The 17,046-nt window shown below is 65.8% G+C and carries 14 protein-coding genes and 3 riboswitches; of the genes, 7 read left to right on the top strand and 7 right to left on the bottom strand.

Annotation, left to right across the window (positions count from 1 at the left end; genetic code table 11):
- Positions 1-380: 380 nt before the first annotated feature.
- Positions 381-585, top strand: a riboswitch (cobalamin riboswitch).
- 159 nt (positions 586-744) lie between these two features.
- From MUU56_RS26160 to MUU56_RS26130, 7 genes are all read left to right on the top strand, one after another.
- Positions 745-2,664 (top strand): TonB-dependent receptor plug domain-containing protein, encoded by a 1,920-nt coding sequence (locus MUU56_RS26160; protein WP_244770209.1) that lies wholly within the window; start codon positions 745-747, stop codon positions 2,662-2,664.
- Positions 2,664-3,512, top strand: a complete 849-nt coding sequence (locus MUU56_RS26155; RefSeq protein WP_244770208.1) for an ABC transporter substrate-binding protein — start codon at positions 2,664-2,666, stop codon at positions 3,510-3,512. The genes MUU56_RS26160 and MUU56_RS26155 overlap by 1 nt, the downstream gene beginning before the upstream one ends.
- Positions 3,509-4,510 (top strand): FecCD family ABC transporter permease, encoded by a 1,002-nt coding sequence (locus MUU56_RS26150; protein ID WP_244770207.1) that lies wholly within the window; start codon positions 3,509-3,511, stop codon positions 4,508-4,510. The genes MUU56_RS26155 and MUU56_RS26150 overlap by 4 nt, the downstream gene beginning before the upstream one ends.
- On the top strand, positions 4,507-5,304 hold the full coding sequence (locus tag MUU56_RS26145; protein WP_244770206.1) for an ABC transporter ATP-binding protein: 798 nt from the start codon (positions 4,507-4,509) through the stop codon (positions 5,302-5,304). Before MUU56_RS26150 ends, MUU56_RS26145 begins: the two co-directional genes overlap by 4 nt.
- The gene (locus MUU56_RS26140) at positions 5,297-6,331 is read left to right on the top strand and encodes a DUF6925 family protein (RefSeq protein WP_244770205.1); all 1,035 of its coding nucleotides are present in this window, start codon (positions 5,297-5,299) and stop codon (positions 6,329-6,331) included. The genes MUU56_RS26145 and MUU56_RS26140 overlap by 8 nt, the downstream gene beginning before the upstream one ends.
- Positions 6,315-7,037, top strand: coding sequence for an adenosylcobinamide amidohydrolase (locus MUU56_RS26135; RefSeq protein ID WP_244770204.1), 723 nt, complete (start codon positions 6,315-6,317; stop codon positions 7,035-7,037). Before MUU56_RS26140 ends, MUU56_RS26135 begins: the two co-directional genes overlap by 17 nt.
- Positions 7,038-7,141: 104 nt before the next feature.
- Positions 7,142-7,771, top strand: coding sequence for a histidine phosphatase family protein (locus MUU56_RS26130; protein WP_244770203.1), 630 nt, complete (start codon positions 7,142-7,144; stop codon positions 7,769-7,771).
- 30 nt (positions 7,772-7,801) lie between these two features.
- Here MUU56_RS26130 and nrdF read toward each other — a convergent pair whose 3' ends face one another.
- The 7 genes from nrdF to MUU56_RS26090 form a co-directional block, all read right to left on the bottom strand.
- On the bottom strand, positions 7,802-8,791 hold the full coding sequence (nrdF, locus tag MUU56_RS26125) for a class 1b ribonucleoside-diphosphate reductase subunit beta (RefSeq protein ID WP_244770202.1): 990 nt from the start codon (positions 8,789-8,791) through the stop codon (positions 7,802-7,804).
- A 179-nt stretch (positions 8,792-8,970) separates the two neighbouring features.
- Positions 8,971-11,118, bottom strand: coding sequence for a class 1b ribonucleoside-diphosphate reductase subunit alpha (nrdE, locus tag MUU56_RS26120; RefSeq protein ID WP_244770201.1), 2,148 nt, complete (start codon positions 11,116-11,118; stop codon positions 8,971-8,973).
- Complete coding sequence (nrdI, locus tag MUU56_RS26115; protein WP_244770200.1) at positions 11,115-11,513, bottom strand: class Ib ribonucleoside-diphosphate reductase assembly flavoprotein NrdI; 399 nt, start codon at positions 11,511-11,513, stop codon at positions 11,115-11,117. Before nrdI ends, nrdE begins: the two co-directional genes overlap by 4 nt.
- A 9-nt stretch (positions 11,514-11,522) precedes the next feature.
- Entirely contained in the window at positions 11,523-11,744 is a 222-nt protein-coding gene (gene nrdH, locus MUU56_RS26110) for a glutaredoxin-like protein NrdH (RefSeq protein WP_244770199.1), read from the bottom strand.
- A 251-nt stretch (positions 11,745-11,995) separates the two neighbouring features.
- Positions 11,996-12,209, bottom strand: a riboswitch (cobalamin riboswitch).
- Positions 12,210-12,235: 26 nt separating this feature from the next.
- The gene (locus tag MUU56_RS32875; RefSeq protein ID WP_317633318.1) at positions 12,236-13,027 is read right to left on the bottom strand and encodes an acyl-CoA thioesterase; all 792 of its coding nucleotides are present in this window, start codon (positions 13,025-13,027) and stop codon (positions 12,236-12,238) included.
- A gap of 23 nt (positions 13,028-13,050) precedes the next feature.
- The gene (gene metE / locus MUU56_RS26095; RefSeq protein WP_244770198.1) at positions 13,051-15,402 is read right to left on the bottom strand and encodes a 5-methyltetrahydropteroyltriglutamate--homocysteine S-methyltransferase; all 2,352 of its coding nucleotides are present in this window, start codon (positions 15,400-15,402) and stop codon (positions 13,051-13,053) included.
- 101 nt (positions 15,403-15,503) lie between these two features.
- Positions 15,504-15,718, bottom strand: a riboswitch (cobalamin riboswitch).
- Between the two features lie 73 nt (positions 15,719-15,791).
- Positions 15,792-17,021, bottom strand: coding sequence for an aromatic ring-hydroxylating oxygenase subunit alpha (locus MUU56_RS26090; RefSeq protein ID WP_244770197.1), 1,230 nt, complete (start codon positions 17,019-17,021; stop codon positions 15,792-15,794).
- Positions 17,022-17,046 lie beyond the last annotated feature (25 nt).

Below are 17,046 nucleotides of genomic sequence, written 5' to 3'. Positions count from 1 at the left end.
GACCTTCCCGTGCCCGCGGCGTGCGCACCGGCCAGCCGACCACTCCAAGACCGGCGGCGGGACGACTGACCCAACCGGCCTATGCCGTCCGGGTCAGGAAGGCCGCTATGGCATCGAACTCGTGCCGGCGCACTTCGTGGCCTCCGTCACCAGGTTCACAAGGGCAGGGGAGCGCACCCACCACGGCACGCCTCGGCCCCAACTCGGCGCGGTAAGCATCGGACCCATAAGGCTCGCTCCCTGCGGAGCCGGCCGTATGCCTTCCCCGGTGGCATGATCCTGACGGCGTTGGCGCTGGCGCCGTTAGCCGGTCAATTTCTGCCCCCCATGACTGTGGGTACGGCCTTATGCCCCTTGACCGGGCTTCGCAACCGCCAATAAACTTTGTTCGCGACACAGGTTCCGTCAGCCCGACGGATGAAAAGGGAACACGGTGAGGATTACCCATCAGGGGCCGAGACCGTGGCTGCCCCCGCAACTGTAACCGCCGAGCTTGCCTCACGATGCCACTGTGCGCTCTGCACGGGAAGGCGAGGATAGCGACGACGCGGAAGTCAGGAGACCTGCCTGTGCCGGTCACCCATGCCAGGATACGGGGTGTGTCCGGGCGCGGCCGTCCGTAGCGGTGACATTGTCGACGATGTCGCCGCGCCGGTGGACGGTTCGGGAAAGTGCCTGCTTTTCCATGATCCTCCCTCGCCCGCGGTGGAAAACCGTGCAGGCGCGTCCTGCCTTGGGGGAAAGATGAAGAAGCACCTGGCGGGGGCCTCCCTGCTCGTTATCGCGCTGTGTCCGCCGGTTTACGCCCAGGAAAGGGCCGCGGCCGATACGCCGACCGATCTCGACGAGATCGTCATCACCGACGGCCTGACCTCGGTGGACCTCAAGAAATCCGGCCGTGCCGTCACCGTCATCACGGGGGAACAGATCGAAAAGAACCAGGTGCGCTATGTCGCCGATGCGCTTCGGCTCGTGCCGGGCTTCGCCGTGTCGCGCACCGGGTCTTTCGGCGGCCTCACGCAGGTGCGCGTGCGCGGGGCGGAAGGCAACCACGTGCTCGTGATGATCGACGGCGTCGAGGCCAACAACAACGACCAGGGCGAATTCGATTTCGGCAGCCTGATCGCCGACGACATCGAGCGCATCGAGATCCTGCGCGGCGCGCAGAGCACCTTCTGGGGCGCCAACGCCATGTCGGGCGTCATCAACATCATCACGAAGCGCGGCGAGCGCGGCACCGCCACGTCGAGCGCGCGCACCGAGGTCGGCAGTGATGGCACCGTCATGGGCGCGCTTTCCACCCGGGGCGGCGGGGAAAACTATGATTATTCGCTCTCCGGCATGCTGCGCCGCACCGGCGGCTTCAACATTTCCGACATCGGCGGGGAAAAGGACGGCGACCGCAACGGTACGCTGAACGGCCGTTTCTCCGTCGACCTCTCGCCCGAGACGACAATCGATGGCACGCTGCGCTACGTGAACCGCCGCAGCGACCTCGACCAGCAGGACAACGACACGGCCATGGCCTATGACGTGGGCGACTATACGAAGAACCGCGAGCTTCTCGGCTCCATCGGCCTCAGCAACAGCGCGCTCGACGGCGCGTTGACGCAGAAGGCCCGGTTCTCCGCCTATGACCTTCACCGCTTCGATCATTCCGAAGCGTTCGGCGACAGCTGGAACGACGGCAACCGCTACAACGCCACCTACCAGGCCTCCTACCGCCATGACGCGCTGGAAAACCAGGTGCACCAGCTGACCGCCGGCTACGAATGGCAGCGCGAGACCTTCTCGCCGTCCCATCTCACGCAAACCTTCAGCCGCAACACCCATTCGCTGATCGGCGAATACCGGGGGGAATTCTTCGAGCAGTTCTATCTCAACGGCGGCATCCGGCAGGACTGGAACGGTGCATTCGCCGATGCCGCCACCTGGACGGTGAGCGCGGCCTGGCAGGTGCCGCAGGCCGATACGCGCCTGCATGCCTCCCTCGGCACCGCCGTCACCAACCCTACCTTCTACGAGCAGTTCGGCTATTTTCCCGGCACGTTCAAGGGCAACCCCAACCTGAAGCCGGAGGAAAGCCTCGGCTGGGATATCGGTGTCGAGAAGAGCTTCTTCGACGGCGGACTCGTCGTCGACGTGACCTATTTCCGCCAGAACCTCGAAAACGAGATCGCCACGGTCTTCAATCCGGACTTCACGTCGATGCCGGTCAACCGTGACGGCGAAAGCCGCCGGCAGGGCGTCGAGGTCTCCGCGACCGTCGACTTCTTCAACGGCCTCACGCTGACCGGCGCCTATACCTATACGCATGCGACCGAGCAGGCGGAGGCCGGCGGGCCGCGCCTCGAGGAGGTGCGCCGGCCGCGCCACATGGGCTCGCTGAATGCCGCCTATGTCTTCCACGACGAGCGGGCGCGCGTCTTTGCCGAGGCGGTGTTCAACGGAAGGATGAAGGACGTGGTTTTCGCCACCCTCGTTCCGCCGCGCGTGACGCTCGGCGGCTACACGGTGGTCAATGTCGGCGGCAGCTTCAAGGTCAACGACACGGTGGAGATCTTCGGCCGCATCGACAACCTGTTCGACCGCGACTACCAGGAGGTCTACGGCTTCAACACGCCGGGCCTGACAGCCTTCGCCGGCCTGAAGGCGACCTTCTGATGGGCAGCCGGCGCTGGCTTGCGGCGATCCTTGCCGGCCTCGCCTGGCCGGCCGCGGCCACCGGTGCCGACAAGGTTCCGCAGCGTGTCGTGTCGATGAATGTCTGCACCGACCAACTGGCCATGCTCGTCGCACGGCCCGGCCAGCTCCATTCGGTCTCCTATCTGGCGCGCGACGCCGGCACCTCGGCCATGGCGGAGGAGGCCGGCGCCTATGCCGTCAACCATGGGCTGGCGGAGGAGATCTTCCTGATGAAGCCTGACCTCGTGCTCGCCGGCACCTACACGACGCGCACGACCATCTCGCTGCTGCGCCGGCTCGGCTTCCGCATCGAGGAATTCCAGCCGGAAGCCTCCTTCGACGGGGTCCGCGCGAACCTCGCCCGCATGGGCGACCTGCTCGGCAATCCCGTGCGGGCGAAGACGCTGATCGCCGGCATGGATGCGCAGATCGCGGCGCTCGAAGCCGCAGGGACGCCGCGGCTGCGCACCGCCCTCACCTTCGCCAACAGCTATACCGCCGGCTCCGGCACGCTCGTTTCCGAAGTGGTGAAGCGTGCGGGCCTCGACAACATCGCCGAGATGCTTGGCATGACGGGAACCGCCCGCCTGCCGCTGGAACTGCTCGTCCTTGCCGATCCCGAGCTGATGGCGGGCGGCCAATCAGAGGTCGAAGGGCCGGCCCTTGCCGAACAGAACTTCGCCCATCCGGTCTATCGCGCCCTTGCGGCGGCCAGCGCCGAGGCACCCCTCGAAAACCGGCTGACCGTCTGCGGCGGGCCGTTCACCCTTGAGGCCGCCCGCGCCCTGCAGGCCGCCGCACGCCGGGCCAGGGGGGCCGCACCGTGACCATCCGCTCCCATTTCCGGACCACCCTCGTCGTCCTTGCGGCGATAACCCTCGCGCTCTTTCTCCTCTCGCTCACCATCGGCCCGGCCGACGTCGCCTTTTCCGACAGTCTTCACGCCCTGTTCGGCGGCGGCGAGGAACTGCTCGTCCTGGTGATGCAGGAGATCCGCCTGCCCCGCGCGCTGCTCGGCCTCATCGTCGGGGCGACGCTCGGCCTTTCGGGGGCGGCGCTGCAGGGATATCTGCGCAATCCGCTGGCCGAACCGGGGCTGATCGGCATCAGCGCCTCGGCCTCGCTCGGCGCCGTCGTCGCCATCTATACCGGCCTTTCGGCGCTTTTCATGCTCGCCCTGCCGCTCATGGCGCTGGCCGGCGCGATGCTGGCCGTCCTCGTCCTCAAGGCGATGGCAGGCGTGGACGGGCGGCCGCTCACGGTCATCCTCACCGGCATCGCGATCTCCAGCCTTGCCGGCGCGATGACCTCGCTGGTGCTCAACCTCTCGCCCAATCCCTTTGCGGCGACGGAGATCATGTACTGGATGCTCGGTTCGCTCACCGATCGCTCCATGCCCCATGTCTGGCTGGTACTGCCCTTCACGGCGGCCGGCTGGCTGCTGCTGTTCCGTCTCGGCCGGGCGCTCGACGCGCTGGCCCTCGGCCCCGATGCGGCCGCGAGCATGGGCATCGACCTTGCGCGGGTGCAATGGCTTGCCGTCGCCGGCACCGCGCTCTCGGTCGGGGCCGCCACCGCCGTCACGGGCGCCATCGGCTTCGTCGGCCTCGTCGTGCCGCATGTGCTACGGCCCCTTGTCGGCGCACAGCCCTCGCGGCTGCTGCCGGCCAGCGCGCTCGGCGGTGCGGCGCTCCTGCTTTGCACCGACACGCTGGTGCGCGTCATCGCGCCGGATCGCGACATCAAGCTCGGCGTGCTGACGGCCATCGTCGGCGCTCCCTTCTTCTTCTGGCTCGTCTGGTCGCACAGGAGGGCGGGGCTGTGAGCATCCTCACCATCGAGAACCTGTCGGCGACGCTCGCCGGCAAGCGCGTCGTGGACGGCGTCTCGCTCACCGTCGGCAAGGGCAGCTTCACCGGCCTCATCGGTCCGAACGGCGCGGGCAAGTCGACCTTCCTGCGCGCCTGCCTCGGCCTCGTGCCGGCCAGCGGCATGGTCCGCCTCGACGGCGTCGACCTCGCCGGCCTTCGCGCTGCGGAGCGCGCGCGCCACCTCGCCTATCTGCCGCAGGAACGCGAGACCGCCTGGGCGATGAGCGTGGAGGCCGTGGTGGCGCTCGGGCGCCTGCCGCACCATGCGCGCTTCGCCGCCCCTTCGGAACGGGATCGGGCGGCGATAGAGGCCGCGATCACCCGCATGGACCTTTCCGCCTTCCGCTACCGCGCCGTCACCAGCCTTTCCGGCGGCGAGCGGGCACGCGTGCTCATCGCGCGGGCGCTTGCGCAGGAAACGCCGGTGCTGCTGGCGGACGAGCCGCTGGCCGGGCTCGACCCGCAGCACCAGATCGCGCTCATGCGGCTCTTCCGGGAGCTGGCGGCGGAGGGCCGGATCATCATCGCCTCCATGCACGACCTGACGCTCGCCGCGCGCTGGTGCGACCGGCTGCTCCTCCTGCATCGCGGCCGCGCCCATGCGGAAGGCCGGCCGGAGGCGGTGCTGACCGCAAGGACCCTTGAAGACGTCTATACGGTCGAGGCGTTCATCGGCGCCGCCGCCGGCGGCCTGATCGTGCAGCCGGTCGACCTGTCGCAGAAGAAGGATGAAGACGACCATGGCTGATCTCCGGGATATCCTGCAAACCCACCTCGTCGACGAGAAGGCGGGCTGGAGCATGGGCTCCTTCGGCGCCATCGCGGAATTCCACCAGGACAAGGGCGAATATCTCGAAGCCGATGCGCCGGCCCTCTTCGTGCGGGCGACCCGGCGCGGCGCGATCCGCCTCAATGCCGCGACGGTGGACCGGATCGAGCCCGTCGCCTACGAGACGCTGAGCCCGAAGCCGCACCGCTGGAGCCACGCCGTCGCCCTGTGCCTGCCCCACCGGGAGGCCGCCGGGAACCGGCGCGATACCCTTACGGAACTCGGGCCGGACGAGGATGCGGTGCGCCCCGCCGACCGCAGGGCGATCCTCTTCGACATGGGCCTCGGCCTGCCGCAATGCGATTTCTGCATCCGTACCGCGGATCCGGACCTCCTCGCCATCCTCCGGGAAAATGCCGGGCGCAGCCTGTTCGATCCTGCAAATCCGGCCGGCGGCGCCATCCTGAAGGCCCATCCCCACCGGGTCGCGCTGACGCGCATCGGCCGCGTCGAGGTCTTCCAGAAGATCGGCGGGCCGGATACCGGCGGCGTCTCGCCGCCCGGCCCCCATACCCACCTCCTGCCGCAGCTCCTGAAAGCGAAGCGCACCCATTCGGCCAACACGCCGATCCCCGACCATCTGGTGCCGCTCGGCTATCTCCACCCGGCCAACCCGGTCATGGACGGCATGGGAGCGGATACGGACTTCGACATCGACGCCCACGCCCGCTTCCAGGGTCTCTACGACCAGTTCGCCCGCCCCGACCTGCCGCTTCTGCGCAAGGCCGTGCTGGAGGCGCTGGGCCGGAAGGTCGAACCGGATGATTTCATCGCCCCCTCTGACCGCTTCGGCCGCGCGGCGCTGCGCCTGACGCTGCGCCAGCAGCACCGCCTCGCCGAAAAATTCTCCGGCAGCACCTATTGCGAGCTGGTGGCGCGCTGGCGCGCGGTCTTCGACAAGGCTTCCGACACCACAGCGGCGGACGACGATGCGCCCGGCCATTGAACGGGAAGGATCCGCAGGCCGCGTGCACGCCTTCTCGATCCGCTGGACGGCGCCTTTCCTCGTCGCGGAATTCACCGAGCCGCAGAACATGCTGAGCTGGTCGCTCACCCGGCCGGGCTTCGTCGTTGCACGCTCCGTCGCCTGGCTCGAGGTCCGCGACGGGGACCTGCCGGCGCATGTCGATCCCGTCGCGCTCTTGCGCAGGCGCATGGAGGTCGCCGGCCTTGGCGAGGCGGTGCATCTCATGACGTCGCGCAGCCTCGCGCACCACCATCTCGCCAGCGTCGAGGCCGGCGCCGTCACCTCCTGCTGCCTCGCCACCGTCGGCCTTTCCAATGCCGGCCGGGTGGGCGAACCGTTCGACGGAAGCGCGCCGGCCGGCACGATCAATCTCCTCGCCCATGCCGGAACGCCGTTGTCCAAGGCGGCGCGCATCGAGGCGCTGTCGATCGCCGCCGAAGCCCGCACGGCCGCCATCATCGATCTCGGGCTCATCCGCGATGGCCACGTCGTGACCGGCACGGGGACGGACTGCATCGTCGTCGCCTCGCCCCGCGGAAACCCCGAAGCCCCCTTTGCCGGGCTTCACACCGACGTCGGCCTTTCGCTGGGGCGCGCCGTCTACGACGCGGTCAGGGCGGGCGGGCTGCACTGGCTCGCGGAGCGGCGGAGCCTACGCCCGCAAAATGCGGCGACGGGGATGTGACCGCCGCGGGATTCCACTGGCGTGCCGGGATGATATGGATATCCATCGGCGGCGCGCCAGCGCGGCGTCCCTTGTCCCTTGACCAGCGTGGAGCATGGATAGACGTGAAGACGGAAGCAGAAGAGCCGAAGCCGGCCGCAGGCAGGGCCACGCGCCTTGTGATCCTGTGCCGCGGCGCGACCGTGGCCAATCAGCAATCGCGATTTTCCTCCGGTGATCCGCTGCTGCCCAGGGAACGGGCGCGACTGGGCGAACTGGCCCGGGGCCTCCGCCGGTTCGATAGCGTGCTGCACGCACCCGAGCGTCCTGCCATTGAAACCGCCGCCGCCTTCTCCCCCGACGCGGCATCGTGCCCGGCGCTCCGGGATGCCGACTACGGACGATGGAACGGCCGGACGGTTGCGGATGTGGCGGAACGGTCGCCGGAGGACCTGCAGCACTGGATGTCCGACCCGTCCTCCACCCCGCATGGCGGCGAGCCGTTCGAAACGGTACAGGCCCGGGCGGCGGCCTGGCTGGAGAGCCGGCATGCGAAAGGCGGCAACACGCTGGCCGTCACCCATGCCATCGTCCTGAAGCTGCTGTTCCTGCATGTGACCGGTGCGCCGCTGGCCTCGATCTGGCGTATCGACGTCGAGCCGCTCGGCATGCTGGCGCTTTCCAGCGACGGCAGGCGCTGGGCACTGCGAAGCTTCGGCACGGGGCTGCCGGGCGGACCGCCGGAAAACGGCTGACCCGCCGCGCGGGATCTCGGGCTCCCGGCCTCAGAAGTCCCAATCCTCGTCCTCGGTCGCCACCGCCTTGCCGATGACATAGGACGAGCCGGAACCGGAGAAGAAGTCGTGGTTCTCGTCGGCATTCGGCGAGAGGGCGGAAAGGATGGCCGGGTTGACCTTGCAGGCTTCCGGCGGGAAGAGCGCTTCGTAGCCGAGATTCATCAGAGCCTTGTTGGCATTGTAGTGCAGGAACTTCTTGACGTCCTCGGTAAGGCCGACGCCATCGTAGAGCTCCTCGGTGTACTTCGCCTCATTGTCGTAGAGCTCAAGCAGCAGGTCGAAGGAGAAATCCTTGATCTCCTGCCGCTTCTCCGCGCTCAACCGCTCTGTCCCGCGCTGGAACTTGTAGCCGATATAGTAGCCGTGCACCGCCTCGTCGCGAATGATGAGGCGGATCATGTCGGCGGTGTTGGTGAGCTTGGCGCGGCTCGACCAGTACATCGGCAGGTAGAAGCCGGAATAGAACAGGAAGCTTTCGAGGAAGACGGAGGCGACCTTCTTCCTCAGGGGATCGCCCGACGCATACTGCTCCATGATCAGCGCGGATTTCTTCTGCAGGAACTCGTTCTCCTCCGACCAGCGATAGGCGTCGTCAACGTCGGGCGTCAGGCACAGCGTCGAGAAGATGGAGGAATAGGAGCGCGCGTGCACGGCCTCCATGAAGGAGATGTTGGAGAGCACCGCCTCCTCGTGCGGCGTGACGGCATCCTCCATCAGCCTCACTGCGCCGACGCCGTTCTGGATCGTGTCCAGCAGGGTCAGGCCGGTGAAGACGCGGATGGTGAGTTTCTGCTCCTCCGGTTTCAGCGTCGCCCAGGAGGGAATGTCGTTGGAGAGCGGCACCTTTTCCGGCAGCCAGAAATTGCCGGTCAGCCGGTTCCAGACCTCCAGGTCCTTGTCGTCCTCGATGCGGTTCCAGTTGATGGCGCGCACGGCGGCGGCCGCCTTCGGGGTCTTGGTCTTCACTTGGATGTTCATGGCGTTCCTCGAATTCGAAATCTTCTTGCTCTGCCCCTCATCCGGCTGCCGCCACCTTCTCCCCGCGGGCGGGGAGAAGGGATATGCTGCACCGTTTTCCACAAACATCCCCGCTTCGGCGGGGCAGGTCCCCTCTCCCCGCTTGCGGGGAGAGGGTTAGGGTGAGGGGCAGCCCGGGTTTAAAGCGCGCACGACACGCAGCCCTGCACTTCCGTGCCGGACAGCGCCATCTGGCGAAGGCGGATGTAGTAGATGGTCTTGATGCCCTTCTTCCAGGCGTAGATCTGCGCCCGGTTGATGTCGCGCGTCGTCGCCGTGTCGCGGAAGAACAGCGTCAGCGACAGGCCCTGGTCGACATGCTGCGTCGCCGCCGCGTAGGTATCGATGATCTTCTCCGGACCGATCTCGTAGGCGTCCTGATAGTAGTCCAGGTTGTCGTTCGTCATGAACGCGGCCGGATAGTAGACGCGGCCGATCTTGCCCTCCTTGCGGATCTCGATCTTCGAGACGATCGGGTGGATCGAGGAGGTCGAGTGATTGATGTAGGAGATCGAGCCCGTCGGCGGCACGGCCTGGAGATTCTGGTTGTAGAGGCCGCCTTCCATGACTGCCTTCTTCAGGTCCGCCCAGTCTTCCTGCGTCGGAATGTGAATGCCGGCATCTTCGAAGATACCTCTCACCTTCTCTGTCGCCGGCAGCCATTCGGCTTCGGTGTATTTGTCGAAGTATTCGCCCGAGGCGTATTTCGAGTTCTCGAAGCCCTTGAAGCTGACGCCCTTCTCCACCGCCAGCCGGTTGGAGGCGCGGATGGCGTGATAGGTCACCGTGTAGAAGTAGATATTGGTGAAGTCGACGCCTTCCTGCGAGCCGTAGAAGATGCGCTCGCGGGCGAGATAGCCGTGCAGGTTCATCTGCCCGAGGCCGATGGCGTGGCTGTCGTCGTTGCCCTTCTCGACGGAGGGGACCGAGGAGATATGGCTCATCTCGGAGACGGCGGTCAGCGCGCGGATCGCCGTCTCGATCGTCTGGCCGAAATCCGGTGAGTCCATGGCGGCGGCGATGTTGAGCGAGCCGAGATTGCAGGAAATGTCCTTGCCCATCTTCGAATAGGAGAGGTCGTCGTTGAATTCGCTCGCCTCGCTCACCTGCAGGATTTCCGAGCAGAGATTGCTCATGGTGATGCGGCCGGCGATCGGGTTGGCCCGGTTCACCGTGTCCTCGAACATGATGTAGGGGTAGCCCGATTCGAACTGGATCTCGGCGATGACCTGGAAGAAGTCGCGCGCCTTGATCTTCTTCTTGCGGATGCGTCCGTCCTCGACCATCTCGCGATACTTTTCCGTCACCGAGATTTCGGTGAAGGGCACGCCGTAAACGCGCTCCACGTCATGCGGCGAGAAGAGGTACATGTCGTCGTTGTTGCGGGCGAGCTCGAAGGTGATGTCGGGAATGACGACGCCGAGCGACAGCGTCTTGATGCGGATCTTCTCGTCGGCATTCTCGCGCTTGGTGTCGAGGAAGCGCATGATGTCGGGATGATGGGCATGCAAGTAGACCGCCCCCGCGCCCTGCCGCGCTCCGAGCTGGTTGGCGTAGGAGAACGAGTCTTCCAGCAGTTTCATCACCGGGATGACGCCCGAGGACTGGTTCTCGATCTGCTTGATCGGCGCGCCCATCTCGCGCAGGTTGGTGAGCGAGAGTGCGACGCCCCCGCCGCGCTTGGACAGCTGCAGGGCGGAATTGATGGAGCGGCCGATGCTCTCCATGTTGTCCTCGACACGCAGCAGGAAGCAGGAGACGAGCTCGCCCCGCTGCTTCTTGCCGGCATTGAGGAAGGTCGGCGTCGCCGGCTGGAAGCGGCCGGAAATGATCTCGTCGACGAGGCCGCGGGCAAGCTGCTCGTTGCCGCGCGCCAGGGTCAGCGCCACCATGCAGACGCGATCCTCGTAGCGTTCGAGGTAGCGCTTCCCGTCAAAGGTCTTCAGCGTATAGGACGTGTAATATTTGAACGCACCGAGGAATGTCGGAAAGCGGAACTTCCTGTCATAGGCGTGATCGAACAGATCGCGCACGAAGTTGAAGGAATACTGGTCGAGCACCTCCTGCTCGTAATACCCCTCCGTCACCAGGTAATCGAGCTTTTCCCGGAGATTGTGGAAGAACACCGTGTTCTGGTTGACGTGCTGGAGGAAATACTGTTTTGCCGCCAGCCGGTCCTTGTCGAGCTGGATCTTCCCCGTCTCGTCGTAGAGGTTCAGCATGGCGTTCAGCGCGTGGTAGTCCAGCGCCGTGATCTCCGGTGCCTTCGGTGCTTTTTCGAGCGTCATCGTGTCCAAAATCGTTCCAGTCCCTGTCTGACGTTGTCGACATCCTCGTCCGTCCCGAGCAATTCGAAACGATAGAGGAACGGCACGGCGCATTTCGCGGAGATGATCTTGCCCGCGACGGCATAACCGGTGCCGAAATTGGTATTGCCGGCCGCGATCACGCCGCGGATCAGGCTGCGGTTGCGGGGATTGTTGAGGAAGCGGATGACCGGTTTCGGCACCGCCCCCTTCTCCCCGCCCCCGCCATAGGTCGGCGAGACCAGCACGAAAGGCCTTCCCGCCTCCGGCGGCTCCGCGGCCGCATCGACCGGGAGCCGCAGCGCCGCGACCCGGAGCTTCCCGACGAAGCGGTGGGTGTTTTCCGATCGGCTGGAGAAATAGACGAGCCCGGCCATCGCGCGGGGTCAGGCGAGCGCGCTGATCATGTCCGGGCGGAAGCCGGCCCAGTGCTGCTCGCCGGCAACGACGACGGGCACCTGGCGATAGCCGAGACCCTGCACGAGCGCGAACGCATCGGCATCCTCGGAGATATCGACGACGCTGTAGTCGATGCCCTGGCGGTCGAGCGCACGGGTGGTCGCGGTGCACTGGACGCAGGCGGGCTTGGAATAGACGGTGATGGACATGGCTTTCCTCGTGATTTGGCAATCGGGCATCAGGAATCGTTCGGACATCCGCCGATGACCGTTCTTCAGGCTGGAGATGACAGGGGCGGCCGCCCGCGAACGGCCGGACGCGGGGCGACGCTTACTCGCGCGGAGGAACTGGAAACAAAATCGACATGGCTTCACCCCGAGACATTTCTGCGGGGCATCAGGGGAGACGGCGGGGCGGCATCACTCGCGCCCCAACGCTCGCCGACCGGACACCCCGCCCGTGGACGTTCATGCGCGAGGCAGGTCTCCTGGCTTGCGGGTCGCGGCATCCGTTCGCCTTCCCAGGACATACATCCCAGTGGCTTTGTCGAACGAATGCTCACCGCTTACAGTTGCGGGGGCAGCTCCGGATTGACGCGGCATCATGCCGCCCCGGATTCCCGTCTTAGCCTTCGATCCTTTCGAATCGAAGGAACCTCGAACACAAGATATAGTAGACGAGGTAAAAAATGCGTCAACGGCTATGATAGCTTATCAACGGTTTCGTGACCGCCGACGGGAACGGGACGGTCCTGCCGATCGACCGCGACCATGACGAAACGGCCGTTCGCGGTGCATGTGCGGGTTCCGCTCGTCAGGTCTTCCGACCAGAGCTCGACCGCGACGGTCATCGACGAACGCCCGACGCGGGCCACGGTGGCCACCGTATCCACGATCGACCCCACGGCGACCGGCGCACGGAAATCGACCCGTTCGGAGGCGGCAAGCACCGTGATGCACCGGCCGTGGCGCGTGGCGGCGACGAAGGCGGCCTTGGTCATGGCGGCGAGTGCCTCGCCGCCGAACATGCGGCCGGAACTGTTCGCCTGGTCGGCGAAAACGATATCGCTCGTGCATGTCCCGTGGCCGGGCGGCTCCCGCATGTCCGCCAGCGGCGGAAGGCACCAGCCCGGCGTCTTGCCTTCCGGAACGGCCACCATGCTGAAGCTGCCGCGCGTGCACAGCCGCCGTTCGCCGCTGACGAGGCCTTCAGCGACCATCTCCACCTCCACCGTCATCGATGTTCGGCCGACACGCGAGACGCGGGCCACAAGCTCGACCAGCTCACCGACGCGTGCGGGGGCCTGGAAATCGACGCGATCGACGGATGCCGTCACGAAGGGCACGCGCCCGTGGCGGGTCGCGGCGATGAAGGCGATGCGGTCCATCAGCGCCAGCCCGGCGCCGCCGAACAGCGTGCCGTGATGGTTGGTATCCCCCGGGAAGACAAGATCGAGGAGACGGCTGGACGATGCCGGGATTGCTCCCGGCATCGCAGTGTCTTCAAGCGCACGCTTCATTGCGCTGCCACCGCCGAGCCGTCTTCGCCCCGCAGGCGGCGCGCGGCCTCCACCATGTTGACGAGCGCCGGCCTGACCTCCTCCCACTTGCGCGTCTTGAGCCCGCAGTCGGGATTGATCCAGAGCTGGCGATCCTCGAGACGCCGCCGGGCGAGCGACAGGAGATCGGTCATCTCCTCCACGTCGGGCACGCGCGGCGAGTGGATGTCGTAGACGCCCGGGCCGATTTCGTTCGGATACTGGAAGTCCCTGAAGGCATCGAGCAGCTCCATCTTCGAACGCGAGGTCTCGATGGAGATGACGTCGGCATCCATGGCGGCGATCGCCGCGATGATGTCGTTGAACTCCGAATAGCACATGTGGGTGTGGATCTGGGTTTCGTCGGAGACCCCGGAGGAGCAAAGGCGGAAGGATTCGACCGCCCAATCCAGATAGTGCTGCCAGTCCTTGTGGCGAAGCGGCAGGCCTTCCCGGAGAGCCGCCTCGTCGATCTGGATCATCTTCGCACCAGCCTTCTCCAAATCCACGACCTCATCGCGGATGGCGAGCGCGATCTGGCGGCACGTCGCGCTCCGGGGGATATCATCCCGCACGAACGACCAGTTGAGGATGGTCACCGGTCCGGTCAGCATGCCCTTCACCGGCTTGCCGGTGAGCGACTGGGAATATTGCCACCAGCGCACGGTCATCGGGTTCGGCCGCGAGACGTCGCCGAAGATGATCGGTGGGCGCACGTAACGCGAACCGTAGCTCTGCACCCAGGCGTGCTGCGTGAAGGCGAAGCCCGAAAGCTGCTCGCCGAAATACTGCACCATGTCGTTGCGCTCGAACTCGCCGTGAACAAGCACGTCGAGCCCGATCTCCTCCTGCCAGCGAATGGCCGCCGCCGTTTCCTGCTGAAGGAAGGCTTCGTAGTCCTTGTAGCTGAGCGTGCCCCTGGCATGGGCGGAACGGGCCTTGCGGACGTCGCCGGTCTGCGGGAACGAGCCGATCGTCGTGGTCGGGAAGAGCGGCAGCTTGATCGTTTCCGCCTGGACCTGCCGGCGCGCCTCAAAAGCGTGCTTGCGGGCCTTCATGCCGGCGTCGATGCCGGCAATGCGCCCCTGCACGAGCGGGTCGGTCACTTTCAGCGAGGATGCACGGGCGGCGACAGCCTGCGAGGCACTGTCGATGGCGTGCCGGACGGCATCCCTGCCCTGCACAAGCCCCTTGCCGAGCGTCGAGAGCTCGCCGAGCTTCTGCGTGGCGAAGGACAGCCAGGACTTCAGATCAGGATCGAGTGCCGTTTCCAGTTCAAGGTCGATCGGGATATGGAGGAGCGAGCACGAGGCCGCGACCTCCACCAGTTCACCACCGCGCCCTTCCACGAGCGGGGCCAGCCGATCGAGAATGGCGGCGAGGTCCACCCGCCAGATGTTGCGCCCGTCAACGACGCCGAGCGACAGGACCTGCCCGGGGCGAACGGCGCTTGCGACCGCGTCGAGCTGTTCGGGCGCGCGGGCAAGATCGATGTGCAGGCCGGCCACCGGCAGCGCGACCGCGGCATCGAGATTGTCCGCAAGCGCGCCGAAATAGGTCGTCAGCATGACCTTCAGGCCGGGCGCGGCCTTGGCCAGCGCCTCATAGGCCAGCTTGAAGGCATGGCGCTCGCCCTCCGTCAGATCGAGCGCCAGGATCGGCTCGTCAACCTGCACCCAGTCGGCGCCCGCAGCGTCCAGGCGGCGGAAGAGCTCTTCGTAGACCGGGAGCAGCCGCGTCAGGAGGTCGAGCGGTTTGAAGGTCGAGGGCCGCGCCTTGGCGAGCTTGAGGAACGTGACCGGGCCGAGCACCACCGGGCGCGTGTGGATGCCGAGGGCCTTGGCTTCCAGGAAGTGAGCGACGGGCTTCTGCGTGGTCAGCCTGAAGACCTGGTCTTCCGCGACTTCCGGAACCATGTAGTGGTAGTTGGTGTCGAACCACTTCGTCATTTCGAGCGCCGGAACGCCTTGGCCGTGACGGGCGTGGCCGCAATCCGCATGGCCGTCGCCCTGACTGCCGCGCGCCATGGCGAAATAGAGGGACAGTGGCACCTCCCCGCCATCCCACCCATAAACATGCGGAATGGCGCCGACCATGACGGCCGTGTCCAGAACGTGATCGTAGAAGGAGAAATCGTTGGAGGGGATCCGCGTGATCCCCTGTTCCTGCTGAAGCTTCCAGTGTTCGGCACGCAGCGTCTTCGCCGTTTCGATAAGTTCGGCGTCCGGGATCCTGCCGGACCAGAAGGCTTCGAGCGCAAACTTCAGCTCGCGGTGGCGGCCGATGCGCGGAAAGCCGAGAGAAGCGGTCGCAAGAGATTGATGTGACATTGTCATACCCCATTGGTTTCTGGGGGCATGGGTAAAGCGGACGCGTGCAGGCCCGCCGTCTTGACGGGCAGGTGCAGCAACCACCGGGACACCCCGCCCGTGGACGTTATTTCGTCTTGGCAGGTCTCCTGGCTCACGGGTCATCGCCGCTGTCCGTCTTCCCAAGGCTCTCGCCTCAGTGACATTGCTGGACAGCGGCTCGCCGCTCACAGTTGCGGGGGCAGCCCCGGCATTGCCGAACGATCGGCGCACCGGATTCCCTCTTAGCCCTGAAGCGGACACACCGCCCCAGGGAACCACGACGCGACGACTTCACGCCATCACGGGCGGATTGTCAATAGACATAAAGAAATCTTTATGTCTTTATTTATCTGGTTGCGCCGAAATTTTCAGGGGCGGCCGATCTCGTCGAGATACCAGTCGATGTAGCGCAGCTCGTTATGTTCCATCGGCGCGATGGGGCCGGGCACGAAATAGTGCGATTGCACCCCGCGCGCCGTATGCTCGATGATCGCCTTGTCCTCCGCCGTCGTGACCTTCCAGAGCCAAGTCAGCTTCGCGAGGTCGTAGTCCCTGCCTTCCTCCGCCTTGCCGTCGACGAGCCAGATCAGTTCCATCTCGCAGCTTTCCGCCGTCTTCGGAATGAAGCGGTAGATCATGCCATGGTCCGGATAGCAGACGAGGAAGGTCGTGCCGCCGAGATGGATGGAGGTGACGCCGCCGTCGAAACCGGTGAAGCGCCCCATCAGCGGCGCGACCGCCCTGCCGTCCTCGCTGCCGCTCTCCACACCCTCATAGAGCGCGTAGCGGAAGGCGTGGATCGCCTCGCGGCCTTCGCGCGAGGTCTGCCAGTGATTGCCCGAGCCGACCTCGATGCCGAGAGCGCAGGTGCGCTGTTCCATCGCGGCATTCATCGCCTCGATCATGTGCAGCGGCTGCTCCAGCGCATGGGTCTGCGAATATTCGGGATGCGCGGGACCGCAATGATAGCATTCGACATAGTTTTCGACGGCGAGCTTCCAGTTGGCGGCAACCGGGTAGCTTTCGCGGTGGGCAACCTTGGCGCTTCCCCAGCCATACTGGCCACAGGTCGCATGCAGGAGGTGCTCGACCTCGGAAAACGCCAGCGGCACCTCGGCGAAGGAGATGAAGATCAGGCCTTCCACGACGCGGACATGCAGCGTCTTCAGCCCATGGTCCTCCCGCCTGAAATCCTTCGGCATCAGGCGCGCGGCGCGCAGGCTGCCATCATTGCCATAGGTCCAGGCGTGATAGGGACAGACGAAGACCCGCGCATTGCCCTTCGGCTTCGTGCAGACCTCCGCGCCGCGATGGCGGCAGACATTGAGCATGGCATGGATCGAGCCATCCGGCGCGCGGGTGACGATGACCTGCTCGGTATCGATGCGGAAGACCTCGAAGTCGTTCACGTCGGGGACGACGCTCTCGTGGGCGATGCAGTGCCAGTGGCGCCGGAAGATGCGCTCCATGTCGCGCCGGTAGATTTCCGGATCATGGTAGAATGGGCGGGCGAGGCCATGGCCCGGCCGGTGCCCGGCAACAAGCCGGTCGATGAAATCAGCAGTTTTGTCGATTAAGGCTTCCGCGGTCGTTACCATGCTCGTTTCCCATAAATACCGGCTT

The organism is Shinella yambaruensis, assembly GCF_022899355.1.
Classification (GTDB): domain Bacteria; phylum Pseudomonadota; class Alphaproteobacteria; order Rhizobiales; family Rhizobiaceae; genus Shinella; species Shinella yambaruensis.
The sequence above is the reverse complement of the archived record's forward strand: the minus strand, read 5'-3'. Positions and strand labels throughout refer to the sequence as shown.

Bases quoted from the DNA above. Each gene is read 5' to 3' on its own strand.
- MUU56_RS26160 (WP_244770209.1), top strand. From the start codon at position 745: ATGAAGAAGCACCTGGCGGGGGCCTCCCTGCTCGTTATCGCGCTGTGT.
- MUU56_RS26155 (WP_244770208.1), top strand. From the start codon at position 2,664: ATGGGCAGCCGGCGCTGGCTTGCGGCGATCCTTGCCGGCCTCGCCTGG.
- MUU56_RS26140 (WP_244770205.1), top strand. From the start codon at position 5,297: ATGGCTGATCTCCGGGATATCCTGCAAACCCACCTCGTCGACGAGAAG.
- MUU56_RS26135 (WP_244770204.1), top strand. From the start codon at position 6,315: ATGCGCCCGGCCATTGAACGGGAAGGATCCGCAGGCCGCGTGCACGCC.
- nrdF (WP_244770202.1), bottom strand. From the start codon at position 8,791: ATGAACATCCAAGTGAAGACCAAGACCCCGAAGGCGGCCGCCGCCGTG.
- nrdE (WP_244770201.1), bottom strand. From the start codon at position 11,118: ATGACGCTCGAAAAAGCACCGAAGGCACCGGAGATCACGGCGCTGGAC.
- nrdI (WP_244770200.1), bottom strand. From the start codon at position 11,513: ATGGCCGGGCTCGTCTATTTCTCCAGCCGATCGGAAAACACCCACCGC.
- nrdH (WP_244770199.1), bottom strand. From the start codon at position 11,744: ATGTCCATCACCGTCTATTCCAAGCCCGCCTGCGTCCAGTGCACCGCG.
- MUU56_RS32875 (WP_317633318.1), bottom strand. From the start codon at position 13,027: ATGCCGGGAGCAATCCCGGCATCGTCCAGCCGTCTCCTCGATCTTGTC.
- metE (WP_244770198.1), bottom strand. From the start codon at position 15,402: ATGTCACATCAATCTCTTGCGACCGCTTCTCTCGGCTTTCCGCGCATC.
- MUU56_RS26090 (WP_244770197.1), bottom strand. From the start codon at position 17,021: ATGGTAACGACCGCGGAAGCCTTAATCGACAAAACTGCTGATTTCATC.